This is a genomic window from Streptomyces sp. NPDC059092, from assembly GCF_042756365.1.
Classification (GTDB): Bacteria; Actinomycetota; Actinomycetes; order Streptomycetales; family Streptomycetaceae; genus Streptomyces.
This window is the reverse complement of record NZ_JBHZEJ010000093.1, coordinates 1-19,622: the sequence shown is the minus strand read 5'-3', so window position 1 is coordinate 19,622 and position 19,622 is coordinate 1. Positions and strand designations below refer to the sequence as shown.

At 67.1% G+C, this 19,622-nt stretch carries 19 protein-coding genes and 3 pseudogenes; 18 read left to right on the top strand and 4 right to left on the bottom strand.

Annotation, left to right across the window (positions count from 1 at the left end):
• Positions 1 to 326 precede the first annotated feature (326 nt).
• Positions 327 to 1,199, bottom strand: a complete 873-nt coding sequence (locus tag ACFXPL_RS34085; RefSeq protein WP_384926977.1) for an aldo/keto reductase family oxidoreductase — start codon at positions 1,197 to 1,199, stop codon at positions 327 to 329.
• Between the two features lie 208 nt (positions 1,200 to 1,407).
• On the opposite strand from ACFXPL_RS34085, the gene ACFXPL_RS34080 reads away from it, so the two are divergent.
• Positions 1,408 to 2,271: a LysR family transcriptional regulator gene (locus ACFXPL_RS34080; protein ID WP_384926975.1), complete on the top strand. Its 864-nt coding sequence runs from the start codon at positions 1,408 to 1,410 to the stop codon at positions 2,269 to 2,271.
• A 757-nt stretch (positions 2,272 to 3,028) separates the two neighbouring features.
• Positions 3,029 to 3,220, top strand: a complete 192-nt coding sequence (locus tag ACFXPL_RS34075) for a hypothetical protein (RefSeq protein ID WP_384926973.1) — start codon at positions 3,029 to 3,031, stop codon at positions 3,218 to 3,220.
• Positions 3,221 to 3,393: 173 nt separating this feature from the next.
• Here the strand turns inward: ACFXPL_RS34075 and ACFXPL_RS34070 are convergent, their stop codons facing one another.
• On the bottom strand, positions 3,394 to 4,092 hold the full coding sequence (locus ACFXPL_RS34070) for a GntR family transcriptional regulator (protein WP_384926971.1): 699 nt from the start codon (positions 4,090 to 4,092) through the stop codon (positions 3,394 to 3,396).
• A gap of 337 nt (positions 4,093 to 4,429) precedes the next feature.
• Between ACFXPL_RS34070 and ACFXPL_RS34065 the strand changes: the two genes are divergently transcribed.
• From ACFXPL_RS34065 to ACFXPL_RS33995, 15 genes and pseudogenes are all read left to right on the top strand, one after another.
• Positions 4,430 to 4,918: a transposase gene (locus tag ACFXPL_RS34065; RefSeq protein WP_384926969.1), complete on the top strand. Its 489-nt coding sequence runs from the start codon at positions 4,430 to 4,432 to the stop codon at positions 4,916 to 4,918.
• Positions 4,919 to 5,060: 142 nt separating this feature from the next.
• Complete coding sequence (locus ACFXPL_RS34060) at positions 5,061 to 6,338, top strand: zinc-binding alcohol dehydrogenase family protein (protein WP_384926967.1); 1,278 nt, start codon at positions 5,061 to 5,063, stop codon at positions 6,336 to 6,338.
• Positions 6,339 to 6,348: 10 nt separating this feature from the next.
• Positions 6,349 to 7,203: a fumarylacetoacetate hydrolase family protein gene (locus tag ACFXPL_RS34055; protein ID WP_384926997.1), complete on the top strand. Its 855-nt coding sequence runs from the start codon at positions 6,349 to 6,351 to the stop codon at positions 7,201 to 7,203.
• A gap of 33 nt (positions 7,204 to 7,236) precedes the next feature.
• A complete protein-coding gene (locus ACFXPL_RS34050; RefSeq protein WP_384926965.1) occupies positions 7,237 to 7,785 on the top strand; it encodes a nuclear transport factor 2 family protein in 549 nt (182 codons plus the stop codon).
• A gap of 159 nt (positions 7,786 to 7,944) precedes the next feature.
• Entirely contained in the window at positions 7,945 to 9,471 is a 1,527-nt protein-coding gene (locus tag ACFXPL_RS34045) for a class I adenylate-forming enzyme family protein (protein WP_384926963.1), read from the top strand.
• 12 nt (positions 9,472 to 9,483) lie between these two features.
• Positions 9,484 to 9,918: pseudogene (locus ACFXPL_RS34040) on the top strand (hypothetical protein); the annotation flags it as partial.
• 54 nt (positions 9,919 to 9,972) lie between these two features.
• A pseudogene (locus ACFXPL_RS34035) lies at positions 9,973 to 10,227 on the top strand (ISL3 family transposase); the annotation flags it as partial.
• Between the two features lie 778 nt (positions 10,228 to 11,005).
• Entirely contained in the window at positions 11,006 to 12,346 is a 1,341-nt protein-coding gene (locus tag ACFXPL_RS34030; RefSeq protein ID WP_384926961.1) for an amidohydrolase family protein, read from the top strand.
• A 40-nt stretch (positions 12,347 to 12,386) separates the two neighbouring features.
• The gene (locus ACFXPL_RS34025) at positions 12,387 to 13,376 is read left to right on the top strand and encodes a TIGR03619 family F420-dependent LLM class oxidoreductase (protein WP_384926959.1); all 990 of its coding nucleotides are present in this window, start codon (positions 12,387 to 12,389) and stop codon (positions 13,374 to 13,376) included.
• A gap of 406 nt (positions 13,377 to 13,782) precedes the next feature.
• Complete coding sequence (locus ACFXPL_RS34020) at positions 13,783 to 14,280, top strand: hypothetical protein (protein WP_384926957.1); 498 nt, start codon at positions 13,783 to 13,785, stop codon at positions 14,278 to 14,280.
• On the top strand, positions 14,253 to 15,053 hold the full coding sequence (locus ACFXPL_RS34015) for a hypothetical protein (protein ID WP_384926955.1): 801 nt from the start codon (positions 14,253 to 14,255) through the stop codon (positions 15,051 to 15,053). Before ACFXPL_RS34020 ends, ACFXPL_RS34015 begins: the two co-directional genes overlap by 28 nt.
• A 9-nt stretch (positions 15,054 to 15,062) precedes the next feature.
• A pseudogene (locus ACFXPL_RS34010) lies at positions 15,063 to 15,362 on the top strand (GntR family transcriptional regulator); the annotation flags it as partial.
• A 68-nt stretch (positions 15,363 to 15,430) separates the two neighbouring features.
• Entirely contained in the window at positions 15,431 to 15,772 is a 342-nt protein-coding gene (locus tag ACFXPL_RS34005) for a GntR family transcriptional regulator (protein ID WP_384926953.1), read from the top strand.
• Positions 15,773 to 15,922: 150 nt separating this feature from the next.
• Positions 15,923 to 16,633, top strand: a complete 711-nt coding sequence (locus tag ACFXPL_RS34000; protein WP_384926951.1) for a UDP binding domain-containing protein — start codon at positions 15,923 to 15,925, stop codon at positions 16,631 to 16,633.
• Positions 16,634 to 16,944: 311 nt separating this feature from the next.
• Positions 16,945 to 17,229: a GFA family protein gene (locus ACFXPL_RS33995; RefSeq protein WP_384926995.1), complete on the top strand. Its 285-nt coding sequence runs from the start codon at positions 16,945 to 16,947 to the stop codon at positions 17,227 to 17,229.
• Positions 17,230 to 17,335: 106 nt separating this feature from the next.
• On the opposite strand, the gene ACFXPL_RS33990 is transcribed toward ACFXPL_RS33995, so the two are convergent.
• On the bottom strand, positions 17,336 to 17,899 hold the full coding sequence (locus ACFXPL_RS33990; RefSeq protein WP_384926949.1) for a dihydrofolate reductase family protein: 564 nt from the start codon (positions 17,897 to 17,899) through the stop codon (positions 17,336 to 17,338).
• A gap of 547 nt (positions 17,900 to 18,446) precedes the next feature.
• Between ACFXPL_RS33990 and ACFXPL_RS33985 the strand changes: the two genes are divergently transcribed.
• The gene (locus ACFXPL_RS33985) at positions 18,447 to 18,599 is read left to right on the top strand and encodes a hypothetical protein (RefSeq protein ID WP_384926947.1); all 153 of its coding nucleotides are present in this window, start codon (positions 18,447 to 18,449) and stop codon (positions 18,597 to 18,599) included.
• 621 nt (positions 18,600 to 19,220) lie between these two features.
• Here ACFXPL_RS33985 and ACFXPL_RS33980 read toward each other — a convergent pair.
• Entirely contained in the window at positions 19,221 to 19,403 is a 183-nt protein-coding gene (locus ACFXPL_RS33980) for a transposase (protein ID WP_384926993.1), read from the bottom strand.
• Positions 19,404 to 19,622 lie beyond the last annotated feature (219 nt).

Below are 19,622 nucleotides of genomic sequence, written 5' to 3'. Positions count from 1 at the left end.
CTCGTGGATGAGGCAGGAGTGTGTCCAGGAGCCGGCGGATCTCCACCACGGTGAGCGGGACGAGGGCTGATCCGTTTCTGCAGCCCCTGCCGCCCACCGCAAGAACCGCGGCTCACGCGGCGGGCGGCCTGTCACATGGGACAAGCAGCTGTACAAGCTCCGCAACAGCGTCGAACGCACCATCAACAAGATCAAGGACTGGCGCGGCTTCGCCGTTCGCTACGACAAAAAGCCTGAAAGCTACCGGGCCGGACTCGAATTATGCGCCGGCCTCCTCTGGATCCGACACCTCGGATCCCAGTCTTGATCACAACTCCACACCGGCTCTAGCGGCCGATCTTGTCCAATTCGGCGAGTTCCTCGTCGGAGAGCGACAGTCCCGTACCGGCGGCGTTCTCGCGCAGGTGTACCACTGACGAGGTGCCGGGAATGAGCAGGATGTTCGGCGACCGGCGCAGCAGCCAGGCCAGAGCGACCGACATCGGCGTCGCCTCCAGCCGGGCGGCCACAGCAGAAAGCGCCGTGGACTCCAGCGGAGTGAAGCCGCCGAGCGGGAAGAACGGCACGTAGGCGATGCCCTTGGCGCTGAGGTCGTCGATCAGCTCGTCGTCCTGGCGGTGGGCGAGGTTGTACATGTTCTGCACACACACGATCGGCGCGATCTCCTGCGCCTCGGCGACCTGTTCCGCCGTCGCGTTGCTCACTCCCAGATGCCGGATCAGGCCTTGCTGCTGGAGTTCGACAAGAGCCTCGAAGGGCTCGGCGAGCGAGCCGGGCTGAGGGCCCTGGGCGTCGCCGAGCCGGAGGTTGACCACATCAAGCACATCGAGGCCGAGGTCCTTGAGGTTCTCGTGGACGGCGCGGCGCAGGTCCTCGGGCTGCCGGGCAGGGGGCCAGCCGCCCCGCTCATCGCGGACCGCGCCGACCTTGGTCACGATGTGCAGCGATTCGGGGTAGGGGTGCAGTGCTTCACGGATCAGCTGATTGGTGACGCGCGGCCCGTAGGCGCCGGAGGTGTCGATGTGGGTGATCCCGAGGTCGGCGGCCTCACGCAGGATGGTGAGTGCGCCGTCGCGGTCGGCAGGCGGGCCCATGACCCCAGGGCCGGCGAGCTGCATGGCGCCGTAGCCGAAGCGGGTGACGGTCAGATCGCCCAGGGTCCAGGTGCCGCCGGGGAGTGACGAAGAGAGTGTGTTCATGGCTGTGTCTTTCCTGCTGAGCCGGATATTTCATGGGCTGCGTGTCATGTGGTGCGCCGCTCGTCGACGGCACCTCGTCCGCGCCGGCTACCGGCGCGGATCTCGCTTCGCCCATGCCGTTGATGTTCGCTCGCCGACCAGCGGCGCATCCAATACCGACACGACGCCCGGTGATACCCGGAAGGTATCACCGGGGTATGCTCTCGCCATGGACATCTTGGAGACCCGCGAACTGAGGTACTTCCTGGCCGTGGCCGAGGAACTGCACTTCGGCCGTGCCGCCGAGCGCCTCGGCATGGCACAGCCACCGCTGTCCCGGGCGATCCAGCGGCTCGAGCGGCGCCTCGGTGTCTCCCTGCTGACACGCAACCGTCGCGGAGTCGCCCTGACTGGCGCCGGGGAGATGCTGCTGTACGAGGGCCGCGCGGCCCTCGATGCGATCACCGCCGCCGCTCGCCGCGCCCGCCGCGCCGGTGGCGCCGACGACCCGAGAGGCCCCCGCAACCGCCTGGTGCTGGCAGTGAAGGCCGGCGCGTCCCACGAGTTGCTGTACAAGCTCCTCGACGCCTACGCGGCCGAGCCCGACGCCGCCGAGATCGACGTGCTGCCGAGCGGCACCTGCGAGCAGGAAGAGATGCTGCGCGACGGCCGCGCCGATGTGGCGCTCATGCACAAGCCGTTCAACTCCCTCACCGGGTTCGACAGCGAGGAACTGATGACCGAGGGGCAGATCGCCATCCTGCCCACCGGGCACCCCCTCGCCGCGCACAAGACTCTGTCCGTGGCCGATGTCAGCGACATCCCCGATCTTCCGCTCGCCCGCTGGTCCCGCCACGGCACCTACCCACCCGGCCCGGGCCCCGAGATCCACGACCAGACGCAACTGGCCCAGCTGATCGCCCTCGGACGCACCGTGGCCGTCTTCCCCGACTCCGCCCGCGCCTGGCTATGGGCCGAGCACACCGCCGTCCCCCTGACCGACGCACCCCCCGTCGTCACCCACATCGCCTGGCCCGCACACAGCCACTCCCTCCCACTCGCCGGACTGGTCCGCACAGCCACACAGCTATGACCCGCTCGTGCCTTCCCACCGCGCCGTCATCCTGATGACCCTCCGCCTGACTGTCGGCCCCCACACTTCACCGCCGCCCGCCCATGGGCGCGTGCTCTGCCGACCTTCATGCCGGCAGAAGGCATGCCGGGCTGGTCACGGGACGGGCGGGCCGGCGCAGCGTCACGGCCCCGGCCTGCGAGACAGCCCCCGGTACTCTTCTGGGCTGCTGACCAGCACGTACGCCGTGAACAGGATGGTCACGACCACGACGAGCCGATGATGCCGTACGGCAGTGCCGCGTCACTCGTCGTCGGTGGCGCCCCTGTCGCGCGGCGGGCGCAGACCGCCGGGCAGGTCGGGGAGCTGGAAGGAATACCGGCCGAGCTCGGCACGCACGGCATGCTGTGCGTTCTGCGTGCCGTGACGCTGGGCTGGGGGGATGGGTCCTCCGGCCGTTGAGGAGTGAGGAGTGCTCCTGTGTGCGAGCCAGAAATGCTGAGGGAGCAAGAGTGGGAGCCCGAGGTGGACTTCCACGGCATGTGTCTGGAGAACGCTGAGTCCGCCCAGCTCGCGTATCCAGAGGGTCGTGTCATGGACGAGAGGGTGTTCGTCACCGCCCACCCGGGCCGGGTTGATATCGAGAGTGCCGGTCACACCCACACGGCCGCGATGACGACCCAGATCTGGGACTGCGAGCCGCCCGCCGACGCGAACCGCGTGTGGGATCTGCGGGCCGACACCGTCATTCACTCGGGGACGGGGTTTGCGGGGTTTGATGGCATACGGCCGCATCCTCGCCGCTTTCCACCACGCGACCGGGCCGCTACGGGCCAAGGACGTCTGTGAAGCCTTCGGCCACGAACTGCTGCCGAAGAGCGTCGAAGGCACCCGCGCCAAGCTGAAACGCCTGGTCGAACTCGGAATCCTCACCGAGGCCGACACCGGCAACCTCACCAGGAAGCAATAGCCGACAGAACCTCCACCAGCGTCCTTGCCCACACCTCAGCCAGAAACGGACATCTCCTTACGAACCGGCCACTTACAGTCCCGTCACAGAAAGCCCTCGAACTCCGCAACGCACGCCTCCGCGGCATGGCGACGGACATCGGAGGCGCTGAATGAGTCCCCGTCCGCGACCTGTCATTCCTCGGGTGGGGCGTGCAGCTCGTGGAGGCCGTCTGCTTGCAGCAGTCGTGCCGTGTACTGGAGGTGCTCGCGGAGCAGGAGTGCGGCGCGCTCGACATCCCGGTCGACGCACGCCTCAAGGAGTGCCCGGTGCTCGGTTGCACCGTCGCGGTTCGGTTTCCGCTGGAATGAAACCGACCACAGCTGGTAAAGGCCCGCCTCCTCACGAAGCCCCCGGGCCACTTGCAGTATGCGTCGGTTCGGGCACCCTGCGATCAGGGCGAAATGGAACTCGGTGTGAACTCGCGCCCACTCGTCCGTTGGGCGGCTGGGCTGTTCAGAGGAGGTGAAGGGTGTCCGGGCAAGCAGGTGATGTGCGGCGACCGCGTTGGCTTCCCACTGCCGGTCACCCTTCTCGATCGACATGCGCAGAGCCATGCACTCCAGCTCCACGCGTGCAGCCGTGAGGTCCTCGAGATCTTCGAGGGACAGCGGTGTCACCATGTAGCCAAGATTGGGCTGCGAGCGGACGAGTCCCTCTGATGTCAGTCGGGTCAGTGCCTCGCGCGCGGCACCTACCGAGGTTTTGTAATCCTCACAAATCTGCTGGAACTTCAGACGTTCACCAGGGCGGAACCGCCCCCCTAGGATGTCGTCCCTCAGCCTCTGATGCACAGCGGCCGCGCGTGTCGCCGATCGACCTTCTTTCGCCATGGTCCATTATTTTACCTGGTTTATGGGTAAGCTGCGGCGACTTTCGAAACCTTTGCGCATATCGACTAAACGGGGATATGTAAGCACCTGTGGTCGGCCGCGTAACCGCCACCTACGTCCAGGGTGCCACCGGAGACATAGAGAGCCTTGCCTGACGCCAGGAACACCGCAGCTTGTGCGATGTCCTCTGACGGTAGGCCGCGACAGACGTGTGGTGCGACCCCAGCGACATGACCTTGCGGTCCACGTCGGCGTCGGCCGGGTGCGCCCCGATCGCGGCTTTCGTAATCCGCCATGTCCTGCACGCCGTGGCGAGCGGCACCTGAGGAGGTGGCCGATGTCCGCCCGCGTCTGGAGGCGTACGCGGTCGACGACGTGGACTTTCCCAAGGACGGGTACGACTCACCGGGGGCGCGCCGACGCCGGCTACGGGGACGCCACCGGCTTCCGCCAGGGCCTGACCGACCGCGGCCCGGTCTACGCGGTCGCGGTCAAGGGCAGCACCACCTGCCATCCGGGCGACGCCGTTCCCCAGCCTCCGGCCTACAGGGGTCAGGGCCGCCCACCCGGTGTTGCGTACCAGCAGCCACACACCACCTTGCGGACACTGGCCATGACCGCCGGCCGCCAAACCGCCCGGACCGTCACTCCCAAGATCCGCTGGAGAGTCGAGCACGACTACCGCGAACTCAAAGACGGCCTCGGACTCGATCACCTCGAAGGCCGCAGCTACCTGGGCCGGCACCGGCACGTGGCCCTGACCGCCCTTGCCCAGGCCTTCTGCACCCTGCTCCGGATCAGCCCCAAAGTCCCTGCGCCGGCCTGACCCTCTATGCGGTCCTCCGCGCGTCACAGAAGATCCCGGCCACCTGGACCGGCGCCTGCTCGATATGCGGCCAACCCGCCCCCACACCCCAACCGCACCCCAGAACCTCACAAAGCCCTACCAGAAGGGCCACCGCCTGGTCGTGCGCAACGGCTACCACCAGCCGCGCACGGTCACCACGACGGCCGGGGCGTCGCCCGCGAGCGCCACCCGGCTCACCCAGCAGTGGCAGATCTTAACTTTCGAAAATTACATTGACATGCTCGCATGGGGAGCGTATGAACATATCAGTAGAGCGGAGCCGCCGCTCTCCCAACGACGGGAGAAGCAGTTGACGATGGGACGGCAGGCCGCCCGTGCCTCCGGTGCGGACCAAGCTCCCTCGGCCAGGACGCCCGCCGGTGTGATGCTCGGAGTCAGAGCGGTTTCCTCGATGGAGCCGGCGTTGCTCCAGGTCGAGGACATCCCGGTACCGAGCATCGACGGTCCGGAGCAAGTACTGATCGAAGTTCGTGCCGCCGCGGTGAATCGAAGCGACGCACTCGCCTGCCGCGGAATCCTGCCGGGGCCGTTCCCTCGCGTTCTCGGGCGAGCCTTCGCCGGCGTTGTAGTCGCGGGCGCACGCGAGCTCTTGGGCCGTTCCGTCTGGGGAGCGGGTGGCGAGATCGGCCTGTCCTGCGACGGCGCCTACGCCCAGTACCTCGCGTCGTCGAGAGCAGCGGTGACCCCGATGCCGGCAGGGCTGTCTTTCGCCGAGGCCGCAGCCTCCGCGCTGTCCTACCTCACTGCCGCCGCCGCGCTACGGCTGGCTGGTCCGGTCGGACGCGAGTCGACGGTGATCGTGACCGGTGCCGTGGGAGGAGTCGGAGCGGCCGCCGCTGATGTGGCCCGCCGGCTCGGCGCACGACGCGTGATCGGCGTCGTCAAAGGGGCCGACGAACTCAGCCTGGCAGTTGCCGCCGGAATCGACAGGGTGATCGACGCCGACCTGTCACTGGGAGATCGTCTTGTGCACGCCGCAGGACCGACAGGCGCCACATCCGCCGTCGACGTCGTGGGTGGCCCCCTGACGGCGGACATCACCCGCGCCATGGGCACGCGCGGCAAGATCTGCCTGCTCAGCAGCCCGCCGCAGGACTCAGTCGCCGCCATCGATCTGCTGGATTTCTACCGCAAGGAACTGCACCTGCTCGGCCTGCACACCGGCCGACTGACTCCGGCTTCGGCAACCGCCCGGCTGCGCGAACTCGCCCCCGGTTTCGAGGACGGCAGCCTTCGGCCAACGCCTGTCTACGCCACCTACTCCCTGGGAGAGGTAGCACAGGCATTCGCCGCGGCCGAGCGTGGCGTACGCGGACGGCCGGTTCTTCTTCCCCACGGTCCGACCGGTGCCGACACCTTCGGCACCGGCACCAAATGATCGGAGATCCATGCGTTTCGCCAACCACGATGGCCGAGCCACCATCGTCCTGAACGACACCACGGGAATCGACGTCGAATCGGCCAGCAAAGGCAAGTTCGGGTCCAACCCCGCGTCGGTCTACGGCGCCTGGGACATGTTCGTCGACTGGGCAGCCACTGTGAACCCCACGGACAGCGTCCTGACACTCCATCGGTCGCGCCTGGGAGCCCCCTCCCCGGAACCTCGGCAGATCCTCGCGATCGGCCTGAACTACCGCGACCACGCCGCGGAGTCCGGGTTCGACCTTCCGGACCGGCTGCCCCCGGTCTTCACCAAGTTCCGGTCGTCGCTGACCGGACCCGACACGACCGTCACGCTTCCAGCCGGCGGGAACACGGACTGGGAAGTGGAACTCGTCGTCGTGATCGGGCGGGAGACCAAGGGGGCCGGTAAGGCCGAAGCCTGGGGCAGCGTTGCGGGACTCTCCGTCGGACAGGACCTCTCGGAACGAATCTCTCAGCTGCGGGGACCCGCACCGCAGTTCAGCTTCGGCAAGTCGTACGCGGGTTTCGCACCGGTCGGCCCGTGGTTGGTCACGCCGGACGAGCTGTCCGATCCGGACGACCTCGAACTCGGCTGCGCGATCAACGGCGACGTGGTCCAGCGAGGCCGCACCAGTGACCTGATCTTCGACGTGCCGGAGCTGATCTCATCGCTGTCGCACGGTGTGACCCTCTATCCCGGCGATCTGATCTTCACCGGCACGCCCGCGGGAGTCGGCCTCGCCCGTCAACCGCAGCGTTACCTCCAGCCCGGGGAGGAACTCCGTAGCTGGGTCGAAGGCATCGGCGAGATCCGTCAGGTCTTCACCGCCGATCGCTGAACTGCCCACACTACATCGCAAGGAGGAAAGATCATGACGACGAGCGAACACACCGCTGACACCGGCAACCTTCTCAAGGTCGATGTATCGACCCTGAGCCGCGAGGAGCTTATTGCGCACAATCTCCGGGTCGTCGAGGCACATTTCCACAACGAGAACCCGGAAAGTGTCGACAAAGCGATCGCGCTTTACACCGACGACATCGTTTGGGAAGCACCGTTCCGTGGTCAGGTGTACAAAGACGCTGCCACTGTGAAAGAAGCCTACCTAGCGATTTTCGAGACAGTGCATTTCAACCGGACCACGACGCTTCGCCGCTTCGCCACCGAGGACTACGTCTTCGACGACCAGATCTGCGACCTCACCGTGGTCGGGGACGGAATGCCGAACCTCGGGTTCAAGCCCGGTGACCGGGTGAGCATGCGCCTCGTTCATTGCTTCGAGATGCGCGGTGGCCGGATCGCGCGGGAGATCGCATACGAGATGTCCCGGGAGTTCCACGGTCCCCGCGATGTCGACGACATTCCTGAAGGAGCTGTCGTCACCGACTACCCCGACGGCCCGCACCACGGGCAGTGGTGAGATCGGCTCCGTCATCCGTTCAGCCGCTCTCCGCCTTCAGGGCGAAATCACCGGTTATCTCGTCAAGCTGACTGATCTGGGCGAGCCCTCGAACCTGAGGGCTCGCCGGCCTGACGGCGAGCCATTCAGCTATCACACAGTGAAACCACGGAGAACGCCTTGAACATCGCCCACCTGCTCGTCGACGGCAGCCGCCGCGCCAGCGGCGCCGACGCCCTTGTCTTCGAGGGCCGCAGGACCAGTTACCCCGAACTTGTCGATCGGGTAGCAAGAGTGGCGGCCGGATTGCGCCGGCTCGGTCTGCGGCCTGGTGATCGGGTCGCGTTGCTCCTGCCCAACCGGCCCGAACTCGTCGAGATGCTCTGGGCGTGTTTCTGGGGCGGATGCGTCGCGGTCCCGCTGAACTGGCACCTCCACCCCGACGAGATCGCCTACGTGGTGGAGCAAAGCGGCGCCACGGCGATCCTCGTCTCGGCGGAGACTTCTGCCGCGGCGGACATGCTTCCGCCGCAGGTCCGGATTATTCGCGCCACGGCCGCCGAGGGGACGAACGCGAGCACCGCGTATTCAGCCGTAGCCGCCGCTCGGCCGCTCGACATGGCGGCCGTCAACGACGCGGATCCAGCATGGCTGTTCTACACCTCCGGCACCACCGGCAGGCCCAAAGGTGCCACGTTGAGTCACCGTAACCTGGCCGCGATGACCGCCACCTACCACGCCGATATAGATCCGGTTGCTCCCGGCAGTTCTTTCCTGCATGCTGCCCCGCTCACCCACGGCAGCGGCCTCTACCTCCTCCCCGCGATCGGCCGCGGGGCGACAAACGTGATCTCGCCTTCCGGCAACTTCTCGCCAGGCGACTATCTCGGGCAGATCGAAAGGCACAAGATCACACACGCGGCGTTCCTCGCGCCGACAATGTTGAACAGGATCGTGCGCAACCCTCAGTTCGCTAAGTACGACTTGTCGGGCCTGCGTAGCATCGTCGTCGGCGGCGCCCCCCTCTACCAGGAGGACTTGCGCGCCGCGGTGAACGCTTTCGGACCGATCATCACCCAGATGTACGGTCAGGGAGAGGCTCCCATGACCATCACGGTGATGCCCCCTGGGGACGCCCTCGCTCATCCCGGCTCCTGTGGCCGCCCCTTCGGTGGAATAGACCTCCGCATCGTCGCGCAGGACGGTTCTCCCGTCCCCGATGGAAGTGACGGTGAGGTCATCGTCCGGGGCGCCGTGGTCATGAAGGGCTACTGGAAGAACCCGAAAGCCACCGCGGAGACTCTCGTGGACGGTTGGCTGCACACCGGTGACATCGGTCATCTCGACCCGGATGACGGGTACCTCTACCTGACCGACCGTGCGAAGGACGTCATCATCACGGGCGGATCCAATGTCTATCCGCGCGAGGTCGAAGAGGTCCTGCTCACCCATCCGGCAGTGCGTGAGGCCGCGGTTGTCGGAGTTCCGGACAGCGAGTGGGGAGAGTCCGTCGTCGCTTTCGTCGTAACGGACCGAACCCTAGGCGCAGATGAGCTCGTCGAGCTCTGCAAAGCGCACCTCGCTTCGTTCAAGAAGCCGAGGTCGGTTGTCTTCGTCGACGATCTGCCGAAGAACGCCACCGGAAAGATTATCAAAAGGCAACTCCGCCAGGAGACACACCTGGCAGACCGCCAGATCATTCGGTGACGCCACGGGGAAATGCCTCAGCACGACCAGGTCCCCTCAACACCTGAAACCAGACACCACGAGCTGCCGCTTCCGCGCCCCAACCGGGACCAGCTCGCAGCCAGGAAGGGCTCCTGTTTCGATGTCGCGAGAGAACCTGACCCGGCCCGTTCTCGACTCCGTCGGGCGACTCGAGAATCACGATGCGACATCAGAAGCGGGGATGGCCTCCATCACCGTCGGTGTGATCGGCGGGACGGGCCACCAAGGGCGTGGCTTGGCCTACCGGTGGGCGAACGCAGGCCTGTCCGTCGCGCGGCTCAACGAGACGAGGCCAGGGCAGCCGCGGCCGCCAGGGAGCTGCGGGCGGAGTCCGGATCGGGCACCGTCATTGGTCTCGACAATGCCGCGTGTGCGGAGATCAGCGATGTCGTGCTCATCGCAGTCCCCTGGGCCGCTCATGACGAGACCCTGGAGACGTTGCGTCCGGAACTGGCCGACAAGATCGTGATCGACTGTGTGAACCCGCTGGTCCGCTGCCTCAACCAGGGCCGCGCCGAAGGCGACCGCCCCGTCACCACGCCACGTCATGCCAGCCGCCTCCTGCTCACCGACCCCGAAAAGCCGCGCCCGAGGGAAACGACCCTGCTGGCGAAGATCGCTGCGGCCTGCCCGGAGATGACCGCACTCGCCGATCTCGTACGCGGCTTCGCCACCCTGCTGAAACCGGCCGAGGGCAACGACGTGCAACTCACCGAGTGGATCACGACCGCCCGGGTCACTCCGGGCTGGGGAGCCACCGCGGCGCCCGCCGACCCCGTGCCGCCCTGGATGCCCCCTGTGCTCGCTGCGGAGTTATTTTCGAAAGTAGCATTGACATGCTACTAGAGAGTCATTATAAACAAATCCAGCCGTGGCAGAGCGGCCTGTCACCCCGACGGCGGGAGAGCTTCGTGAGGACACGACGAGACGCGGTCTGCTCTGGTTGTCGGGGACTCGTCGAGGTGGTGGAGGCCGGACGACGGGGCACCAGTCCTCGAGCAGCTCACCCCGGCAGTGGGTGCGGAGGGTGCGACCGCGGCGGTGGACACGGTCTGCGGTCCGCTCACCCCGGTAATTCTCAACGCGATGGGAGTTCGTGGCCGGGTCTGCCTGATCAGCATCCCACCGCGGGCGGCGGTAGCCGGTGTCGACCTCCTCGCGTGCTATCGCAAGGAACTGCACCTCGTTGGTTCGCACACAGGCCGGATGACCGCGGCCGAAGCGGCAGGCGTCCTCCGGGAACTGGAGCCTGGATTCTCGGACAGGACCTTGTGTCCAGCCTTGGTGTTCGCGACTTATCCACTGGAGCGGGTGGCCGATGCGTACACGGCAGTTGAGCAAGGGCGCACGGCCGACCGGTTCTGCTGCCCCAGAAACCTTGAACGTTCCGTGTGGTCCGTCGCCATCGGCCGGCTGTCAGAACTCCCCTTTCCTTCAACGGCGATCGGCCCACGCCGCAACCCTGTTGCCCCTCTGCACACCAAACAACGGAGGCTGAACAATGCCGTCAAGATTGTTGCTCAAGAACGGATTCGTCCTGACCCTCGACCCGGCACTGGGCGATCTGCCCCGCGCTGACGTACTCGTCGAGGACGGGAAGATCGCTCAGATCGGTCCGGATCTCCCCGTGACAGACGCGGAAACCCTCGACGCCGCGGGAACTGTCGTCGTCCCGGGGTTCGTCGACACCCATCGGCACATGTGGGAGACCGTGCTGCGCGGCGTACTGCCGGCGTGCACGCTGGACGGATACCTCGCCCAGGTGATCGGTGCCATCGGCCCCGCCTACCGCCCCGAGGACGTCTACACCGGGAACCGGCTCGGCGCGCTCGAGGCCCTCAACGCGGGCATCACCACGATCGTGGACTGGTCGCATTGCAACAACACGCCCGAGCACGCGGACGCCGGCATCACAGCGTTGCGCGCAGCCGGTATCCGCGCGATGTACGCCCACGGTACGCCGGCGGGTGGCGAATGGTGGGCCTACAGCGAACTCGGCCATCCAGCGGACGCCCGCCGTATCCGCGAGCAGTACTTCTCATCGGAGGACGACCTCCTTACCTTCGCCCTTGCCGTCCGCGGGCCAGGAGTGAGCCGCCCCGAGGTGTGCGTGCATGACTGGCGGCTTGCTCGCGAGCTGGAAGCCAGGATCTCCGTCCACGTCGGGATGCGGATCACGGGCGTGCACGGGCAGGCGATCGCCGAGCTCGACCGCGCAGGGTTGCTCGGCCCGGACACCACCTACGTCCACGCCAACACCAGTACCGACGACGAGCTCGCAATGATCAAACGCACCGGTGGTTCTGCCTCGGTCGCTCCGTACGTCGAGATGCTCATGGGGCACGGTCATCCACCGATCACGCGAATGCTGGAGCAAGGGGTGACGCCCTCGCTGAGCATCGACGTCGCCACCTCGGTCCCCGGCGATATGTTCACCCAGATGCGGACCGCGCTCGCCCAAGGCCGCATCTCCTCGTTCGGCGACGATGTCGATGTCGCATTCGCGCCGGCACTCACCCATGCGGACGTGCTCGGCTTCGCGACACGTGCCGGTGCCCAGGCCTGTGGACTGGCCGATCGCATCGGGACCCTGGCTCCCGGTAAGGACGCGGACATCGTCTTGATCCGGGCGGATGACATCAACACGATGCCCTTGGTCGATCCCGTCGCCACCGTGGTGACCAGTGCCGACACGGCCAATGTCGACACGGTGATCGTCCGCGGCGAGATCCGCAAGCGGGCCGGCAAGCTCGTCGGGGTCGACCTCGCCCGGCTCCGGGCCGACGCGGAGCGCTCCCGTGACCACGTGCTGCGTTCGAGCGGCATGACTCCGTCCTGGCTGCCGCAGAACTGAACGTTTCTCTTTGCCAATCCACAACTTGGAGGACGAGACCGTGAAATTCGCAGTGGCACTACCACAGTCCAACCGCGTCGGGGACGCTGCCGCGATCCGCGATGTCGCCCAGGCCGCCGAGGAACTCGGGTTCTGGGCCGTGTCGATGCAGGACCACATCGTCTTCGATGGCGTGTGGCTCGGCTGCGGTGCCGAGGACGACGAAGGCCGAAATGACCGTCGAACCGTGTTCGAGCAGCTCACCACGTTCGGCTACGTCGCCGGGATCACCTCCACGATCCGGCTGCTGACCAGCGTCATACTGCTGCCGGTGCGCGAGACCATCCTCGCGGCCAAACAGATCGCCACGCTCGACCAGCTCTCCGGCGGGCGGATGCTCCTGGGAATCGGTGTCGGGCTGTCCGGCACCGACCGTGACCCGCAGGTCCTCAAAGCGCTCTCCCGCAATGCCACGGTGGAGATGGCCGCGCTCGGCGTGGACGTGACAAAACGTGGCCGGCTCGCCGACGAGCAACTCGCGGCGCTCAGGCGCATTTGGACCGACGACAGCGCTTCCTACGATGGGAAGTTGGTCCGCTTCAAGGAGATCGAGGTATTCCCCAAGCCGGCACAGGCCGGGGGGCCACCGATCCTGATCGCCGGTAACTCGCCCGCCGCATTGCGGCGTACGGCCCGGGGCGGCTACTTGTGGCTGCCCAACCACGCCACCCCCGATGAGGTCGCCGGCGGCCTGGCCGCGCTCGCCGAATCGGGGCACCGGCCACCGGAGTGCGTACTCGACCTGTTCTGGCGCATGGACGACACCACCGCGGCAGCGCGGGCGGCCTGCCGGGGCACCCTGGAGAACGCCTTCGGTGACCACCTGCCGGTCCGCAACCTGGTCGGCACACCGGACGAGATCGCCGCACGGTGCCGGGAGTACCGCGACGCCGGGGTCAGCGTGATCGAGATGAAGCCGGTCTTCCGCTCGGTCAAGGAGCTCATCGGGATGATGGAGACCCTGATGACCGAGGTCGCGCCGACGGTTTGAGTAATCGTTCCGCAGATCAGGGGGCAACGATGCCTGCCGAAGAACTCAGATTCGAGCACCGCCCGTTCCAGCGCATCGGACCGGATGTGCACCTCATCCAGGACGTACAGTTCGCGCTCGGCCAGCCCCTCTGCGTTCCCATCAACTCCGCCGTGCTGACCGGCCAGGAGCCCGTCATCATCGACACCGGCTCGCCTCGCAACCGCCGGCAGTGGCTCGACGACGTCTTCTCCATTGTGGAACCGGCGGACGTTCGCTGGGGTTCTTCTCGCACGAGGACGCCGACCACACGGGCAACCTGGAAACGGTTATGGCGCGTTGTCCCTACGCGACACCACTGTGCAGCTGGGCACTGGTCGAAGGGTTCAGCTGTGTCTACGATTTCCCGCTGCACCGCTGCAGGTGGGTGGCCGACGGAGACACCGTCGATGTCGGCGACCGGCAACTGGCCGTGCTCCGGCCGCCGATCTTCGACTCACCGTCCACCTTGTCCGTCTGCGATACGCGTAGCCGAATGATGTGGGCTACCGACACGTTCGCCACCGCCATCCCCGGAACACCAGGCAGTGCGCTGAAGCAGGACGTCCGCGAACTCGACCAGCATGCCTGGCGCGACGGGATGACCATGTTCGGGATCCACGGCCTGGCGCCTTGGGTCAGCATGGCGGACCCGCGGCGCTTTGCCGCCAATGTCACCACGCTCCAGAGGCTCGACCCGTTCTCACCGGCCACAGCCCTTCCATCCACGCCAATCGCATCGGCGAAGCCTGAGGGTTTCCAGCTCTGCGGGACGCCGTACGCGATCTCACCGCGCACGAGCGGGTGCACCCGCGCCACCTGCGTGATCAGCCGTTCCCCGTCGAGTTGCTCGCAGGCATGGCGGAGGAGGCCGAGAAGGCCCTGACCGCTGACGGATACCTTCACAACGGCAAGTGGAACGCGGCCGTCGGCGAGGCGGCGAACCGATTCGCGGGACAAGTCGATCTCGTCGCAGTCGTAGCGCGGTCCACCGGTCTGGAGGTCGATCAGCCTCACAACGGCGTCTACATCGCTTACCTGGAGGAGAGGCAGTTCCTTGACTTCCACGTCGACGAATTCGGCTTCGGGGAGGCCAACGGGTTGCCGTGCCTCACGGGCCGGAGCGCCGGGGAGGCGCCCCGGCCTGGCGGGCACCGTTGGGGCTGGGATGCCGCCCACCGTGATCATGCTCGCCTTCTGCTGCGGAGGGCCGTCACGGAGGCGCCGTGCGAGGACGGTGCTCCGCATGCCGATGTCCCGGGGCTGATTGCCGAGGCCCGGCGTCTCGGCCACACCAAGACGTCCTACGGCTTCACCACCGCGGCGGCGACCTGGGCGGTCGGGTACCTGCTGCGCGAGACGCGCTACGAGCAGATCCTCACCGGGCTTACCGAGTACGGGCGCGGCAGGTCGGGTGCCGTGGTGCAGTGCGCACCCCGGTGTTCCCGGGCGTGCGTCGGCGACGGGCGCGGCGTGAGAGCGCCCGTTGCTGTGCCGTGTGAGGATCTGGAGGCGGCCTGGGCTCTCGTGCGGCGCTGCTTCGGGCGGGCGCCGGGTGCGGTCAGCCGTCGGCTGGGGGAGCTGCGTGCCGTGGCGGATTCCGTCGTGCTGCCCGCGGCCCGGCGCCGGTGCGCGGAGTTGTCCGGCCGTGAGCGGTAGAGGTTCGCCGTGCTGCTGGGACGTGGTGAGGTCGCGGCCCGGCGAGTGCCGTCGGCCGGCTGCGGCGCCTATGAGCAGCAGGTCGTGCTCACCGGGCATCTGCGCGATCTCATCGGTGCTCTGCGGGCCCCGGCCCATCCCGCGCGGGCGGCGACGGTCCGGCGGGTCGCACTGCTGATCCGGCAACACGTCTCGTCCGGTGTGTACCGGCCCGGCGCCGGCCTGAAGGTGGCCGCGATTGCCGGGGAGTTCGGGGTGTCCCGGGCCGAGGCGCGTGGTGCGCTGGATGTGCTGGTTGCCGAGCAGGTGTTGGGGCGCGGGGGCGGTCTGGCCTATGTGCCGGGCCTCGACGGCCCCTACCGCCCACCCCTGAACTCGTGCGGACGCTGCGCCGGCGGATCGAGGACGGCCGGTACCCCGTCGGCAGTGCGCTGCCCGGCCGCCCGGCTCTCGCCCGGGAATTCGGGACGAGCAGCTACTGGATCGAACAAGCTCTGCCGCAACTCCGGACCGAGAACGTCCTCGCGCTCACCGAGAGCCCGTTCACCGCCGTCCCCCTCCCGCCAGACCAGCACCGAGACGCCTGCGGCTCTCCTCGCAGCTCACCAGATCGGAACCGCACGCATGTCCCCCTCCAGCGGCGTCCTCATAGCCCCACCGGCCGCGTTCTGCGCCTGTCTGCTCGTCCAGGGCGCTCTCCTGACCCAACTCCACGTTGATCAGGGTCTGTCCCGGGATGGCGCGGCAGCCGTCATCGGCCGCCCCGACTCGACGCTGGGCCTGTGTGGGAGCGCGGCGCGAACTCGCCCAACCGCCACGAGCTTCTGGCCCTGTTGGAGAGCTACGGGGTCAAGACGCGGGGAGAGACCATGCGTCACCTGCAGCGGCTGCTGCACGCACCGGACCACCATGTGGTCCACGACACGGACAGCGGATGGTCTCAGCGGCTGGAGTTCCTGAAACGGCAGGCCCGCCACATAACGATCGTCGTGCCCGCCGCGCAAGCGCCCGCCGTCGTTCGCGGCCTCGCCTCCCCCGGCTCGCTGTACCAACCATCGGCAGTGGGAACGGCCGCCGGAGCGGACGAGCAGCAGGTCACACTCTTTCTCCCCGACAGCGTCCTCTCCGCTCCGCCCGGCTCCCCCGTCACCACCGAACATCTGCGCCGCCTGGCGGACGACCCCCTGATCGACTGCCGCCTCTACCCCACGGCGATGATCGCGAGAGAGCCGGGGCCGCCTTCAAGCCGAACACCGACGACATCCGCGACTCCGCCCGCCCTCGCCGTTGCCCAGAAGCTCCACGAGCTCGGCGCCGAGGTCACCGTCACCGATCCACAGGCCCTCGACAACGCCCGCAAGATGCACCCCGAGCTCGACTACGTCGACGACCCGATCGGCGCCGTCCAGGATGCCGACCTGCTGCTGCACTTGACCGAGTGGCCGCAGTTCTCCCACATCGACCCGCACCGCCTCGCCGTTCGCGCCGCGACCGCGCGCGTCATCGACGGCCGCGGCACCCTGAACGCTGACACCTGGCGCGACGCGGGATGGACCGTCCGCGTCCTCGGACGGCCCTGAGCCGCGGTTTCGTCGCCCGGCCCGTGACGCCTCCGCAATCGGCGCACGCGGCGGGGCCACGCCGGAGCCTCCAACAGCGTCCTGGCGATCATGGAAGCGATGGCACACTGATGGGCCCAACTTGCCCATTGCGCCCGGGAGATCACCTTATGAATGCCACCCCCACCGCCGACGCCCAAGGAGCCGAAACAGCCGGGGAACGTACGGGCGGCTGCCTGTGTGGCCGCATCCGTTTCACCACCCGAGGGCCGGCCGTCTTCCCGCACACCTGTGTCTGCCGCCACTGTCAAAAGCTCGGCGGCACACCAGTGATGTGGTGGGTGGGATTCGAGACGGTCACCTGGACCGGTGAGGGCGGCGAGCCGACCTGGTACGAGACCTTCGAGGGCGAGGCGAAGCGCGGCTTCTGCCCGACCTGCGGCAGCCGCCTCGCGGCGATCGACAGCGACATCCCAGAGATCGGCATCAACGTCACCGCCCTCGACGACACCAGCGGCCCAGACCTCGTGCCGATCCACGCGTCCTTCCGCGACAACGCCGTGCACTGGCTGCCCCCGGTGCCGGTGCCGGAGACCGAGCACAGCACGGCCGGTTGACCACCCGTCCTGTAGGGTCTCGCGGCTGACGTCGTAATCTCACGGGCCGTGTCGTACCGATGTCGTATACGACATCACCGTGAGACCAGCGCGTGGGTGCTGCTGCTCAGCGCCTCGTCTCGTACCTGGTCAGGATCACGCCGCAGGGAAACGTCCGCGCCTCCACCAGGTTCAGGTTCACCCAGTTGTCCAGCGCGGTGAAGAACGGCGTGCCGCTACCCACCAGGACCGGCGTGGTGGCCAGCACGTACTCGTCAATCAGCCCGGCCCGCATGGCCGCCCCGGCGAGCGTCGCGCCGCCGATGTCCATCGGGCCGCCGTCCTCGGCCTTGAGCCGGGTGATCTCGGCGACCGCGTCGCCTGTGACCAGGCGGGTGTTCCAGTCGACCTTGTCGATCGTCGAGGAGAACACCACCTTCGGCATGTCCCGCCAGCGGCGCGCGAACTCGATCTCCGCCGGCGTGGCGCCCGGCTGCTGGTCGCCGGTCGGCCAGTGGGAGCTCATCGTCTGCCACAGCTTGCGCCCGTACAGCGACAGGTCGGTCGCCCGCAACTGGTCGGACCAGAACTGGAACAGCTCGTCGCTCGGCACGCCCCAGCCGATGTCGTCGCCGGGCGCGGCGATGTAGCCGTCCAGGGTCAGGTTCATGCCGTAGATCAGTTTCCGCATGACGCCAGCCTTCCGTAAGTCGGTCTCACGCGTACAGACCGGCGCGGCGCGGGAAAGTCATCGGTGCGCGATCTGAGCTCACATGTTGTCCTCGTGCTCGGTGGCTCAGGCGCAGACTCATCGTTCCGCCGAGGAAATGGCATCGAGCTGAGACTGATCTCAGGTGACATCGCGGTGAGACAACAGAGAACCAGCAGTTCACAGAAGATCGACATGTCATCGGCGGCGAGACCTTACACCACCGGTCGACGACTTCACCAACGCCCTCAATGGCCCCGGCAGGCATCCCGCTCTCGCCCGCGAGTAGGGCGCCAACTCCCGGACTGGGACCCGGAGCGGGACATGCTCAGCCAGGACGACGGAGAACGCTGCGAGCGCCGTGCGACAGTCCAAGACAGTCCAGGGGATGCTCAACCGGAACGACTCCAGAAAGGCGCTGGGCTACTTCCTAGACGAATTCTGGCCATCGACGCCTACCGAGACGAAAGCGTGGAGAGCACATCCCAGGACTTTGAGAATTCCGGGCGGCTACGAATAATCTGGCTGAGTGGAGCACCGGGCCATCAGTGATGAATTGAGAGCCGCCCGCCACATGTTCCTCTGCATCGGGAACGTGCTCGGCGATGGGAACGCGAACAGGTTCATCAATTTCATCGAAGCGGCCTACATCATGCCGGTGAACAAGGCAGAGTCGACCTGACAGGAACTGCTCGTCCGGACCGTTGGGTGGTCGTCCCGCCCCTCCCGTAGCCACCACCACGCGCCAGCATGCCGAGGAGGCAAAGAACGTGAACACAAGGACTTGACAGGGAACTGTGCTCGTGCCGCCACGAGAAGCGCATCTCCGGCGGCCCCGCCGTTCTGTGGGTTGGATTCCCGAAGAACACAACTGGTCTGGACCGGGGCTGGCGGCGCCCCCACCTGGTACGCGGCCTTCCCCACGCTCCACCGCGGCTTCTGTCCCCGCTGCGTTATGCAAGCGGAACGCGTGTCCAGAGATGCTGTGTCTCATGGATGATCCGGTGCGGATGAGTGGAACAGCACTCGGTGTAGCGCCGAGGGTCCGGCGACCGCAGGTCGTCGGGCCTTAAGAGTTGGTGGGAGTTGGGAAGGTTCACGGCCTCCGAAGCGGCCGGACCGGGCCATTCGTTCAACGCGCGGCCAGCTAACCTCGCCGTTTCGGTTGGGCTGAGGGGCGGCTGCGTTGATCATCAACTGTTAGGTGGTCGAGGCGCTTCTGGTGCCTGGGCATGGTGGAGTCCCGGCGCAATGGTCGGGTTCTCCGGGTCCTTCGGATCGTGGGTGGGCGGGGGGCCGCAGGTCAGTCAACCGGTCGGGGCAGTGCGGCAATGCGGTGGAATGCCGTGGCCAGTTCGTGTCTCCAGGGCCAGGTCGCCGAGATCCGCAGGCGGAGGCGGCGTCCACCGCAGGTGAGGCGGGCGGCAACGTGTAGCAGCCGGTAGCGAAGTTTCTTGGGTTCGGCGGTGGCGAGTTCGCCGTCCAGCAGGAGGACGCGGGTCCAGGCGAGGAGATCGATCGGCGTGAGGCTGATTCAAGCCAGGTGGCGTTGACGTCGAAATGGCGGGAGGGGAAGCGGCCGAAGCCAGTGTTCGCTCCGTCTCGCAGTGTGAGCTGTACTGAGTTTCGTAGAGTCCGGTGATCTTGGCTCAGGCGGACTGCGGGACTTGTTCCAGGCTCTGCCAGAAGTCCCGTTCGTACTCGG